General features: G+C 37.0%; 14 protein-coding genes and 1 pseudogene. 3 read left to right on the top strand and 12 right to left on the bottom strand.

What is annotated here, in order from left to right; genetic code table 11:
- Window positions 1–132 precede the first annotated feature (132 nt).
- The 3 genes and pseudogenes from FC37_RS02425 to FC37_RS02415 all read left to right on the top strand — a co-directional run.
- Entirely contained in the window at window positions 133–2,046 is a 1,914-nt protein-coding gene (locus FC37_RS02425) for an ABC-F family ATP-binding cassette domain-containing protein (RefSeq protein WP_025005200.1), read from the top strand.
- A 172-nt stretch (window positions 2,047–2,218) separates the two neighbouring features.
- Window positions 2,219–3,916, top strand: coding sequence for an oxalyl-CoA decarboxylase (oxc, locus tag FC37_RS02420; protein ID WP_025005201.1), 1,698 nt, complete (start codon window positions 2,219–2,221; stop codon window positions 3,914–3,916).
- Between the two features lie 2 nt (window positions 3,917–3,918).
- Window positions 3,919–4,329 (top strand): annotated as a pseudogene (locus FC37_RS02415) (CoA transferase); the annotation flags it as partial.
- Here the strand turns inward: FC37_RS02415 and FC37_RS02410 are convergent.
- From FC37_RS02410 to FC37_RS02355, 12 genes are all read right to left on the bottom strand, one after another.
- Window positions 4,293–4,859, bottom strand: a complete 567-nt coding sequence (locus FC37_RS02410; protein ID WP_025005203.1) for a GntR family transcriptional regulator — start codon at window positions 4,857–4,859, stop codon at window positions 4,293–4,295. The pseudogene FC37_RS02415 and the gene FC37_RS02410 sit on opposite strands and share 37 nt — an antisense overlap.
- Window positions 4,852–5,823, bottom strand: a complete 972-nt coding sequence (locus FC37_RS02405; RefSeq protein WP_025005204.1) for a Gfo/Idh/MocA family protein — start codon at window positions 5,821–5,823, stop codon at window positions 4,852–4,854. The genes FC37_RS02410 and FC37_RS02405 overlap by 8 nt, the downstream gene beginning before the upstream one ends.
- Before the next feature lie 9 nt (window positions 5,824–5,832).
- A complete protein-coding gene (deoC, locus tag FC37_RS02400; protein ID WP_025005205.1) occupies window positions 5,833–6,546 on the bottom strand; it encodes a deoxyribose-phosphate aldolase in 714 nt (237 codons plus the stop codon).
- Between the two features lie 138 nt (window positions 6,547–6,684).
- Window positions 6,685–7,734: a tRNA (adenosine(37)-N6)-threonylcarbamoyltransferase complex transferase subunit TsaD gene (tsaD, locus tag FC37_RS02395; protein ID WP_025005206.1), complete on the bottom strand. Its 1,050-nt coding sequence runs from the start codon at window positions 7,732–7,734 to the stop codon at window positions 6,685–6,687.
- On the bottom strand, window positions 7,731–8,303 hold the full coding sequence (gene rimI, locus FC37_RS02390; protein WP_025005207.1) for a ribosomal protein S18-alanine N-acetyltransferase: 573 nt from the start codon (window positions 8,301–8,303) through the stop codon (window positions 7,731–7,733). The genes tsaD and rimI overlap by 4 nt, the downstream gene beginning before the upstream one ends.
- Window positions 8,287–9,021, bottom strand: coding sequence for a tRNA (adenosine(37)-N6)-threonylcarbamoyltransferase complex dimerization subunit type 1 TsaB (gene tsaB / locus FC37_RS02385; RefSeq protein WP_025005208.1), 735 nt, complete (start codon window positions 9,019–9,021; stop codon window positions 8,287–8,289). Before tsaB ends, rimI begins: the two co-directional genes overlap by 17 nt.
- Window positions 9,022–9,046: 25 nt before the next feature.
- Window positions 9,047–9,565, bottom strand: coding sequence for a folate family ECF transporter S component (locus FC37_RS02380; RefSeq protein ID WP_025005209.1), 519 nt, complete (start codon window positions 9,563–9,565; stop codon window positions 9,047–9,049).
- Window positions 9,566–9,623: 58 nt separating this feature from the next.
- The gene (locus FC37_RS02375) at window positions 9,624–10,358 is read right to left on the bottom strand and encodes an acyl-[acyl-carrier-protein] thioesterase (protein WP_025005210.1); all 735 of its coding nucleotides are present in this window, start codon (window positions 10,356–10,358) and stop codon (window positions 9,624–9,626) included.
- A 3-nt stretch (window positions 10,359–10,361) separates the two neighbouring features.
- A complete protein-coding gene (gene rsmI, locus FC37_RS02370) occupies window positions 10,362–11,216 on the bottom strand; it encodes a 16S rRNA (cytidine(1402)-2'-O)-methyltransferase (protein WP_025005211.1) in 855 nt (284 codons plus the stop codon).
- A 1-nt stretch (window position 11,217) separates the two neighbouring features.
- A complete protein-coding gene (yabA, locus tag FC37_RS02365) occupies window positions 11,218–11,568 on the bottom strand; it encodes a DNA replication initiation control protein YabA (protein WP_025005212.1) in 351 nt (116 codons plus the stop codon).
- A gap of 10 nt (window positions 11,569–11,578) precedes the next feature.
- Window positions 11,579–12,436, bottom strand: a complete 858-nt coding sequence (locus tag FC37_RS02360; RefSeq protein WP_056945459.1) for a DNA polymerase III subunit delta — start codon at window positions 12,434–12,436, stop codon at window positions 11,579–11,581.
- A complete protein-coding gene (locus tag FC37_RS02355; protein WP_025005213.1) occupies window positions 12,437–12,757 on the bottom strand; it encodes a cyclic-di-AMP receptor in 321 nt (106 codons plus the stop codon).
- Window positions 12,758–12,768 lie beyond the last annotated feature (11 nt).

The raw sequence follows: 12,768 nt of genomic DNA, 5'->3' as shown, positions 1-12,768 counted from the left end.
ATCAAGCATATCTATCATACCTGTTAACAAGGTGTTTGTCCAAACATATTTTTCACAAAGATTATTTTTCACATGTATTTAGTATTCGATCACTTTCTACCATATGGTAGAATAATGGTTAGGTGAAAAATTATGATTATTGCACAAGGACACGATTTAGAACAACAATTTGGTGCCAACACTTTATTTAAAAATGTTACTTTTTCAATCGATTCTAATGCCCGAATCGGTTTAGTTGGTCCCAACGGGGTCGGTAAAACTACCCTATTAAAAATTATGACAGGCGAGCAAGAACCAACTCACGGTGAATTCACTGTTAACAAGGGCATTGATGTAGGTTACATTGCTCAGGAAAATGCATTAAACGAAGACAAGACCATTTGGGATGAAATGGAATCTGTTTTTGCACCCTTAATAAAGGAAGCAAAAAGTTTAACTCACATGCAAGAACAAATTGCGGAACATCCCGAAGACCAGGAACTGCTTAAGCAATATGACCAAAAGCAATTTGCTTTTGAACAAAAAGGCGGTTATACCTACCAATCAGATATTAAGAGTATCCTGAATGGTTTCAAGTTTCCAGAAAATACTTGGCAAAAGAAGATTGGCAGCCTTTCTGGCGGTGAAAAGACTAGATTAGCTTTCGTAAAGTTGCTTCTGCGTAAGCCCGCATTGCTTTTGCTAGACGAACCTACTAACTACCTTGACTTGGATACGCTTGATTGGTTGGAAGGCTTTTTGAAGAACTATAGCGGTGCAATTTTGGTTGTATCCCACGACCAATACTTCTTAGATCATTTGGCAACTCAAATCTTCGAATTGCAATTTGGTAAATTAACTCCATTTAAGGGTAATTATTCTGCTTACGTAATGCAGCGTGAACAACGTGATAAAGATCAAGAAGCAGCATATGAAAAGCAACAGGCCGAGATCAAAAAAGACGAAGAATTTATTCAAAAGAATTTAGTAAGAGCTACTACTACCAAACGTGCTCAGAGTCGTCGTAAAAAGCTTGAAAAAATCGAACGAATCAAGCCACCAAAGCATAAGAACAAGGTTCGAATTCACTTTAATAGCGAGCGCCCTTCTGGTAAGGAAGTTTTAATTCTTAACGATTTAACTATTGGCTATCCAGACAAAACAATGGTTAGTGATATTTCCTTCCAAATTAATAAAGGTGATCGTGTAGCTATTATTGGACCAAATGGTATCGGTAAATCTACATTACTTAAAACCATTATGAAACAATTGCAGCCTAAAGGTGGTTCCATTAAATACGGCGCATCTTTAGACATCGGGTATTATGATCAGGAATTGCAAAGACTTGATCCTTCTAAGACCGTTTTGGACACTGTTTGGGATCGTCATAAGACAATGCCAGAACGTGATGTTCGTTCAATCTTGGCCAGTTTTCTTTTTACTGCTAAAGATATTGATAAAACTGTCGGACAACTATCCGGTGGTCAAAAAGCCAGATTAACTTTAACAGTTCTTTCTCTTGAACACGATAACTTCTTGTTGATGGACGAACCTACCAACCACTTGGATATTGAAGCAAAAGAAGTGCTTGAAAAAGCACTAAAAGACTTCGATGGCACTTTGCTCTTCGTTTCTCACGACCGTTACTTCATTAATCAATTAGCTAATAAAATTGTTTCTGTTAGAAATGGTCACGCCAAGATATATAATGGTAATTATTCTTACTATCTTGATGAAAAAGCAAAGCAAGAAATAGCTGCCTCACTTTCAACAGAAGTTCAACCTACTAAACAAGTCAGCCAGCAAAAGCTTTCTTACCAAGAACAAAAACAGCGTGATTCACAAAAGAGAAAATTGCAGCGCGCAATTGACCAAGCTGAACAAAAGATTGAAGAATTAGAAGAACAAGAACAAAGTATTCAAAATGAAATGGCAAATCCTGATATTGCTTCCAATTTTGATAAGCTTGGACCACTTCAAGAGCAATTATCTGATGTTCAAAAACAGCTAGATGATGCAAATAACGCTTGGGAAAAGGCAATCGAAGAAATGGATAATTTTGAATAACATATCTAAAGACTTCCACAATATGTGGTAGTCTTTTTTGTGTTTATGGCTATATTAAGTAACGGATTTTATTATTCAATATCCTTATATATTATTTTTAAGAGGTGTATCTTAAAACTGAAATGCATAAACCGTTTGCATTTTTAGGGATTTTTGAAAGAAGATTTTTCCTGTGACACAAGATATATCACTTACTGGCGCATCACTTTTGATTGATGCTTTGCAAGCAAATGGCATTAATAATATGTATGGTGTTGTCTGTATTCCAGTTACAGATTTGGCCCGTTTAGCAGAATTAAAGAGTATGAAATATTATGGATTCAGACGTGAAGATGCAGCTGCCGCAGCAGGTTTCCTTACTGGTAAACCTGGTGTTGGCTTAACTGTATCAGCTCCTGGTTTTTTAAACGGTTTAACAGCTTTAGCACAAGCTACTACGAACTGTTTCCCATTAATTATGATCCCAGGATCATCAGATCGTCACGTTATTGATCTTGATCGTGGAGACTATGAAGGACTTGATCAATACAACGTAGCTAAGCCTTTCTGTAAGGCAGCTTACCGTGTTGATCGCGCACAAGATATGGGATTAGCAGTTGCTCGTGCAATTAGAACTGCAGTTAGTGGCCGCCCAGGTGGTGTCTACCTTGATCTTCCTGCTGCAACAGTCGCTGACGTAGTTGATAAAAAAGAAGATGCTCACATTTACGAAGTAGTTGATCCTGCTCCAAAGCAAATGCCATCAGACGATGCAATTGATCGTGCAGTTGAATTACTCAAGAATGCTAATCACCCAGTTATGATTCTTGGTAAGGGTTCTGCTTATGCAAGAAGTGAAAACGAAGTTAGAGAATTAGTTGATAAGACTAGGATCCCATTCTTACCTATGTCAATGGCTAAGGGTGTGGTTCCAGACGATTCACCATCATCTGCAGCTTCTGCTCGTTCACTTTCACTTGGTCAAGCTGATGTTGTTCTCTTAATCGGTGCTCGTCTTAACTGGATGCTTTTTAATGGTGAGTCACCATTATTCCGTGAAGATGCAAAATTCATTCAAGTTGATATTGACCCAACAGAATTTGATTCAAACAGAAAGATCGATGCCCCATTACAAGGTGACATTAAATCTGTATTGCAAAAGTTAGTTCCAGCTGTTGAAAAAGCAGGTGTTACTGCTCCACAAGATTGGCTTGATGAAATTAAAGCACACAGCGATGAAAATAATGCTAAATTTACTAAGAGAATCGCTGATTCTGAAGCTAAGCCAACTTTAGGCTTCTACAGTGCAATTGAACCTATCAATGACTTGATGCAAAAGCACCCTGACACTTACATCGTAAGTGAGGGTGCCAACACTTTGGACATTGGTCGTAACTTAATCGGTATGCAAAAGCCTCGTCATCGTCTTGATACTGGTACTTGGGGCGTTATGGGGGGCGGCCTTGGCTACGCAATTGCTACAGCTGTTGAAACTGGCAAACCAGTTATCGCTCTTGAAGGTGACTCAGCATTCGGTTTTGATGGTATGGAAATGGAAACTATTTGCCGTTACCACTTACCTATTACTGTTGTCATCGTTAACAACGGTGGTATCTACAATGGTGATCGTAACGTTGTTAAGGATCAAATAGGTCCTACTGTTTTGGACCATGCTACTCACTATGCTGAAATTTCAAAGGCCTTCGGTGGTGATAGTTATCGTGTAAGCAACTACGCTGAAATGAAGGATGCTCTTGAAAAGGCATATGAATCAGGTAACCCATCAATTATTGATGCTCAAATTCCTGAATCAATGGGTAAGGAATCTGGACACATTGGTAACTTAAATCCACAATTGGGCTTATCACAACTTGAAGAAAAGGACAATTAATCATGACTGAAGAAAATAATTACGCACCTTTAAAAGGTGTTAAGGTTGTCGACTGGACTCAAGTACAATCTGGTCCTTCATGTACTCAACTTTTAGCTTGGCTTGGTGCCGATGTTATTAAGATTGAACGTACCGGTACTGGTGACCCTACTAGAAATGAATTGCTTGATATTCAAGATTCATGGAGTCTTTACTACTTGCAATTAAACGCCAACAAGAAGGCTTTGACCTTAAACATCAAGACTGATGAAGGTAAGAAGATCATGTACGACTTAATCAAGAAGGCTGATGTTTTCGTGGAAAATATCGCTCCTGGTTCTGCCGAACGTAATGGCTTTGGTTGGGAAAAATTACATGCAATGAATCCTAAGTTGATCTATGCTTCATTAAAGGGATTCAACGAAGGCTCACGCTTGACATGAATCACCGACAAATCTCTTTTGCTCAGTTCTTGATAAAGTGATTGCGTTGAAAAATCAATTTGCCCTAAATCAGTTAAATATTTTACAGGTAAATATGTTGTCACTACTACATTAGGACTACCATCAGCCGAACGTAAACGCGTTAACTTGTAGACTTCATCGTTCGCCTTCAACTTTAAAGCTTGCCTTACCTCTTCTGTAGGCTTTGCTTTTTTAAAGTAAAGAACTTGAGTCTGAGCAGTTAACCCTTTTTGCTTCATTTCACAATCATAGCTTTGAATGACATGAGTAAATTCCTGGGCAATTCTAGTCTGCTTAACAATTGTACCAACATGCTTACGGCGTTCTAAGTAGCCCTGATTAACCAAACCCTGGACAGCATGACTAATCGTTGGACGAGAGACTTCGTATTTAGCTGCAAGTTCTACTTCTTTCGGAATCAGATCACCGGTTTGATAACTGCCATCAGTTATCTGCTTGCGCAAAATTTCTTCAATTTCTTGATACTTCGCCTTAGTCATGAGGCAAAAACTCCTGTGCTTTTTCTAATACGCTAATCGCATTCAAGCTATGCTCTGCAGCTTCATCGGCCGCTTGCTGATCATGTTCTTTGATCTTACGTGCAAAGTAATTAAACTCGCTAATCATGCGGTGATCATACTTATTGAAGTTATAATGCTTTGGCTCTTCTTTTCCTATTTGAACATAATAATCAGGCAGAACATTTAATGGTCCATCAAAGTAGATTAACCCCTTCTCGCCTTCAATATAAGAACGAGTTGGTCCAACTGCATCCTTGGCTGCAATTAAACTAGCTTGCTTATCATCATAAGTTAAATTCAGAATACCGGAAGTGTCAGTACCACGCTGAATTGTTGGTAAGTATGAAATTTGCTTTGGCTGACCAAATAAACTGACACAGAAATTGATGTTGTAGATATTCATATCCATTAAAGCACCGCAACCCATTTTACGATCAAACTTAGGAATATGAACACCTGCTAAGAAGTCCGCATAGTGACTAGAAATTTGTGTCAGATTCAAAGCTATGACATGAACCTTGCCGATCTTTTTCAAGTCTTCTTTTAAGTGGAAGTAGTTCTCCAGATAAAGAACAGTCATTGCTTCAAAGAGCAAAACGTGGTGTTTATCAGCGATCTTCTTAAGCTCTTTTACCTGCTCGCTTGTCTCAACTAATGGCTTTTCACAGATGACATTTTTATCTGCGGTTAAAGCTTGGTTAGCAATTGGAAAATGCAGCGAATTAGGTACACCAATATAAACAGTATCAATATCGCTATCGGCAAACATTGCTTCGTTATCTGTGTAAACTTTCTGAATATGATACTTCTCAGCTAATTTTTCTGCGACTGACTTTGATCTGGCTAAGGTAGAAATTGCCACTAATTCTACATCTTGCATTTGATCAGAGGCTGACAAAAAGTCATGCACAATTTGGCCACTACCAACGATTCCTAATTTCATTTCTTACTCCTAACAATTAATCCCAATGCCATCAACATGATCGTCTTCCATCCGGCGCTTCAAAGCTTCGTAAATCTTCACACCAGCAGAACAACCGATACGATCAGCACCGGCACGCACCATGGCTAAAAAGTCGTCGCTATTGCGAATACCACCAGCTGCCTTAACTTTGACGTCATCACCGACTACTGACTTCATCAACTTTACATCTTCCACCTTAGCACCACCAGTACCCAAGCCAGTTGAAGTCTTAATAAAGTTTGGTTTTACTTCTTTAGCAATCTCAGCTAACTTCTTAATTTCATCCTTAGTTAGGTAGCAATTTTCAAAAATTACCTTACATGGAATGTTGTGTTCGTGACAAGCAGCAACCATTTCTTGCATTTCACGCTTGATGTAGTCATAGTTCTTTGCCTTTAATTCGGTGATATTAATGACATAGTCAATTTCATTAGCGCCATTTTTAATCGCATCTTTGGTATCAAAGACCTTGGATTCAATGGTTTGTTGTCCTAAAGGAAAGGCAATGGCTGCACCAGTATCGATATCGGTACCCTTAAGTTGTTCTGAACAGAACTTGGATTGCACCTGATTGATGGCGACCATCTTGAAGTGGTATTTCTTAGCTTCATCACAAAGTTTCTTCATATCTGCTTCAGTTGCGTCAGCATGCAAATTAGTGTGATCGATTAATCTAGCAAAATCATCTAAAGTGTATTTCATAATTTAAGCCTCTTCTATTATGTAATAACATATTGCTTACATATATGATATTATAGCCTAGTTAAATAAAAGGCAGCATATATGCAATTACATAATAAAAAATCCTAGATTTTCTCTAGGATTTTTTATCTATTCTATTTAATTCAACATGCTCTTAGCATATGGCAATTCAAGTGATGGATCAGCATTCAAAGTCAAATCCGCAAATTGATTATCATTATAAAGATTATATGCAGCAGCACCAATCATCGCAGCGTTATCACCACAAAGCTTGATATCTGGTAAAATCACCTTTGGCTGATCTGCCTTAGGTAGTTTAGCAATTTCTGCACTCATGCGATCACGCAAACCATGGTTAGCAGCAACTCCACCACCCATGATAAAGGTCTTAGGCTTGTACTGCTTAATTGCACGAATCGTCTTATTTGCTAAAACATCAATTACCGCAGCTTGGAAGCTGGCAGCCAAATCGTATTTATTCAACTTTTCATGAATTTGATCAGCATGGTGGCAAGTGTTGATAAATGCTGACTTGAGTCCTGAGAATGAGAAATCATAGTCATCATCTTCCATCATTGCACGTGGGAAGTTAAAGGTATCCTTTCCTTCGTGAGCCCATGCATCAATGGTCTTACCTGCTGGATAATTTACCCCAAGTACACGGCCAATCTTGTCGTATGCTTCACCAGCGGCATCATCACGAGTATCACCGATAATTTCAAAATGAACTGGATCTTTTAACAAGACAATTTCAGTATGTCCACCAGAAACTTGCAATGCCAAAGCAGGATATTCAATCTCATCCTTTAATTGCGCTGCCATAATGTGACCCATAATGTGATCGACACCAATCAAAGGAATACCAGTAGCCATTGAGGCTGCCTTAGCTGCGCTAACACCGATCAAAAGCGCACCGACAAGTCCTGGGCCATAAGTAACCGCAATAGCATCAATGTCTTTCCAACCACAGTTTGCTTCATTCAAAGCTTCTTTAGTAATTTGGCTAACAACTTCAATATGGTGACGACTGGCAACTTCTGGTACTACACCACCGAATCTTTGATGACTCTTGATTTGTGTTGCCACAATTAAACTTTCAATTTCACGTCCATTTCTGATAACAGCTGTGGAAGTTTCATCACATGAACTTTCATAAGCTAAAATGCGAATATCTTTTTTCTCACTCAAAACGTAAACTTCTTTCTTCTAATTTGATGTGGCTTTAACCATAAAACCATATTTATTGCATCAGTATGAGTATCTTGATAATAATTTTTACGAATAAAATTGCTTGTAAATCCTAATGAGCGGTATAACCGTTGAGCAATCTCATTATCCGTACGTACTTCTAAAGTCACGCAATCACTGTCATTCTCACGAGCACGATTGATCATCATTTCCATCAAATAATGACCTATGTGCTGATGTTGATAAAGCGGAGAAACAGCGATATTAGTAATATGCGTTTCTTCTGGACTAAATCTTGCACCAATGAATGCTACCAAATTTGAGGCGTGATAAACCACTAAATAAAGAGAATTATTTCTTTTTCTCAATTCGGTTGCAAAAGAAAATTGGTTCCAAGGGGTTCTTCCAGAATAAACCTGCTGCTCTAATACTAATAGATCTGGAATATTATCATCATTAGCTTGCATTACTTGCAAAATTTTGCCATTTACATTGGTAATAAATGGCGTAAAACTCATATCAATTTGATTAACTGATTGATGAAAAAACTGATTAAACTTCTTCAACATAATGACTATCCGGTTCGAATGGCTTCCCTGTTTTCTTATGCCAATCTACTTCTGCTTGCGTTCTGCGCAAATATCTTGGCAATAACTTATCTGGATCTACTGGTTGGGCATCAATTGCTAATTGACCAATTAAGCCAGCATGAATCACATTTTGCTCATCGGTGCCATATTCATATGGGATATTCAAAGCTTTAATCTTTTCATCTTGCTTTTCAAGACCAGAACCAACAAATACAATCTTATCGACCTTATTTTGTGCTGCATATTCTTGAATAGCCTTAATCAAGACGTCGATTTTGTAATGACCATCCGGAATTACATTTTTAGGAATGTCCCCACTAATGTATCCTGCAGCAAAATAATTATCATTTCTAGCATCTAAACCGGTAATTACTAAAGCTGGTTCTTTAACCCCTTTAGCTAAAGCTTGCAAAGTAGAAATACCAACTACTTCTTTATTTAAAATGCTAGCAAACATTTTAACAGTAGTAATTCCAATTCTTAAACCGGTGTATGAACCTGGTCCGATTGCTACAGCAAAACGGTCTATATCGTTTAAAGTTAATTTATTTTCTTTTAAAATCTCTTCAATTAATGGATCAAGGTGTTCGCTATGATTACGTTCATCTCGCTCATTCTTCTCAACAATAACTTGTTGATCTTCATTTAAGGCAACGCTTAAATGATTAGTAGCTGTAGAAACACTTAAGATTTTCATTAATATTATTCTCTTTCTGCTTAAATTACTTTTTTATTTTAACACGAGAAACAGCTTGCAATACAACGTAGATTACAACCATTTGCACCCAAGGAATAATCATTTCTTTAGGCAATCGCTGAACTAAAGCAGCGTTAAAATTCATCCCGTACATCAGATGAAGCCACAATGTATTCATTCCGATATTCACAATAATTGTTACTAAAATTGTTGAAGCAACAATTCGCCACACTTTAACTGGATGATCGTATAAAAATAATGCATAAATTAATGGCCCAACCATTGCAGTCAAAGTAAAACCAATAAAGAAGCCTCCTTGATTGCCAAAAATAGCAGAGGAGACCAAGTCACTGATTCCACCACCAATTGTGCCCCAAACTGGGCCAAAAAAGTAAGCTAATAATACGCTACCGATAAAGCCTAGGCCTACTTTAACCGTAGTTGGACCAAATGAAAATTGCCCCAAAATAATTTTCATTGCGACTATCATGCCCAAAAAAATCATCTGTTGCAAATCTGTACGTAAAATCTTTTTTGCATTCATCTATTTTTCCATCCTCTCTCATCATGAAAAAAACATGACCAATTTGTCATGCCTTTTATTATATCTCACGCCACTTCAATTCGCAGACTGCCTGCTCATTTCCGTCATTCGTTTCAACCGCATGATAGGATTTGGTAGCATCATTTTGTATTAAATTCATGCAAGAAATTATCTCGTCGCCATAATGTACTTCTTTATCAAACTTGATATCAATAGTTTTAACTACATGATTTCTTAGGAAATCACGATCTAACATATCAACAAGCCAACTAAAATAATGACTGTTTGTAACATGATGATTAGTATCTAAATCATCATATCTTGCCCGATATTTTCTTCTATTCTCATAATTATCTTGTGCTCTCAAACGAGGAAAACGGGGCATTTTCTTCAGTAATGGCACGCCCCAATCTTCCATCATTTTTACATCGGCAGGAACTAAATGGCGCTTTTTAAGATCAAGCATGACCCATTGGCTTTTTACGCTAACCAATGGATTCCCTTCAGAATCACTAATACCAAAATCACGGTATTCAAAAAAACGATTGTATCCACTGACATTAGTACTCAAAATGACTTGATCACCGGCTTCAGGTAATCGCTTAATATCAAAATGATATTGAGTAACCACCCAACCTAATCCTCTTTTTATTAAATCATCTGTACCAGCATGGCTGTTACTTAATTGATGTTCTGAAACTTGCATCAATAATTCAACCATAGCCGGCAACTCTAGACGACGATTTTCATCACAATCTCTAAATTCAATCTGGTAGTTTTCAGTATATTTCATAATTTATTTTTGATGATATTGATCATATAACTCATTCTTAGAAACATGATGCTCTTTAGCTACTTGCTTAATCGCATCTTTCTTTGATTCGCCTTTTTCTACTAAGGCATTGACTAAATCAATCAGTTCTGGCCAAGACAATTGTTTTGGTGCCTCAGTATTTGGTGAAATCAAAATTACGAATTCTCCACGAGGTGCATTTTGAGCAAAATATTCGGTTACTTCTTCAACGCTACCACGGATAAATTCCTCATGAATTTTAGTTAATTCACGTGCAGCTACAATCTGACGATCTTTAGGTAAAACAGTAGCTAAATTTTTCAGTGTTTTAGCTAAACGATGCGGTGCCTCATAAAAGATAGATGTGGCCTTAGCTTGATTCATTTGTTCAAAGTAGGGTTTTTGTTCAGAACTTTTACGTGGTAAAAAGCCGTAATAGGTAAATGGCTGCGCATCAAAACCAGAAGCAATAAGTGCGGTCGCAAAAGCAGACGGACCTGGAAGAGGAACCACTGGAATATCATTTTTAATACATTCTTGAACCAAGATATATCCTGGATCAGAAATAACCGGCATCCCGGCATCACTTATTTCCGCAATTACTGCACCATCCTTCATTAATTTAATTAATTCTGGCGCACGTTCTTTAGAATTATATTTATGAAATGAAATCATGCGATTATGAACGCCAATTTTTTCTAGTAAAATTCCACTAGTTCTGGTATCTTCAGCCGCAATGTAATCTGCATCAGTCAGAACTTTTTTAGCTCTAATTGTAATATCTTCTAAATTACCAATAGGTGTAGGAACCAGGTATAACTTACCTTCATCTTTTGCATAACTGCTTTGCCGTTTCAATTTATCTGCCATCCTTCTTTATGCCTTTTTTTTCGCCAAAATTATCTAAAATATCAAGACAAAACATGCAATCTGCACTAGGATCACGATGTGAGCCATAATACATATTACAAATATGGTAACCAGAATCATAAATCTTCTTTAATGACTCTAAACCACTTTGCGTCTTAGTTTCCGGCGCAGGCTGATTTGCAGTTAATTTATCTAATTTTTCATGAAGCAACTGATTTTCTACTTTTAATTCAGTATTTTCTTTTAAAGTATCTAAAATATCATTCTCAAGACTAGCAATAGTCTTAGTCATATTTTCAGTTGTTTCCTTCAGTCTCTGCAATTTTAAATATGGATCCAATTTAAAACACCTACTTCCAATTTAAAGCAAGATAATCTAAAGAATTGCGAAAATTAACATTGCTTAAACGCATCTTATCTATTTCAACCAAATTATCTAGCATTCGTGCAGCTATATTTAGCTTAAGCGAATCAGACAGATCATGTTCTGCTAATAACTTCAACTTAACCAAAATATAGCGCTGCTCTGATACTAATTTAGCATTCTCCGACAGCTTATGTGCACTAACTAAAGCCAAACTATTATGTTCTAGCATTTCTTGGTAGAAATATTTTATTGCCTGATCTAATTTATCAAGATTACCCAGTTCTTCAATTTCACTCTTAGAAAAACCATTTTCTAGTAACAATGCATTCTTTCCGGTAGGCTTTTCGCCATTATCAAAATTGATAATCTGAGTTCTAGATCGAACTGTTGGTAAAATTTGATCACTGTTATTAGTAATTAAAATTGTAACTACAGGAGCAACGGGCTCTTCTAGCAAGTTAAGCAAACCATTAGCTGCGGATAAGGTCATTTTTTGAGCTTCATTAATAAAGAAAAAGCGTCGACTACTTTCAACCGGACTTTTAGCCAATTCTTCTTTTAAAGGCCGCACTTGATCGATTCCCAAAGTTTGTTTACCTTCAGGTTCAACTAATAGAACATCTGGATGATTACCAGATAAAATTTGTTTACAATTTTGACAAGTCCCATCCGGTTTATTTTCACCAGTACAATTAAATAAACAAGCTAACCAATAAGCCGTATTAAGTGCGCGACTCTCATCGCTATCTACGAATAAGTAGCTATGGGCTAATTTCTTTTGCTGGTATGCTCTTTGTAAAAATTGGGCTTGCTTCGTCCCTATATTAGAAATATCAATCATTTAAAAACGCTTAAACTTATCAACTGGAACAACAAAACAAATTGCACCACCTACAGTAACCTTTAATGGTTGAGTTATTTCATACCCTGTAGAAATCATATGTGGTGTTGCGATTTCTTCTCTTGCCCGTGATTCTTTCTTAATTACTTTTAGTACATCATCGACTTCTTCATCTTTGCATCCCACTAAAAATGTGGTGTTACCTTGACTCAAAAAGCCGCCTGAAGTTGCTAATTTAGTAGCACGGAAATTGCTTTTAACAAATGCTCTTTGTAGATTATTTGAATCTTCTTTTTGTACAATCGCAATTACTAATTTCATTTAATCAATCC

This window comes from Lactobacillus gallinarum DSM 10532 = JCM 2011 (genome assembly GCF_001434975.1).
Taxonomy (GTDB): Bacteria; Bacillota; Bacilli; order Lactobacillales; family Lactobacillaceae; genus Lactobacillus; species Lactobacillus gallinarum.
This window is presented reverse-complemented; position numbering and strand designations above follow the sequence as displayed.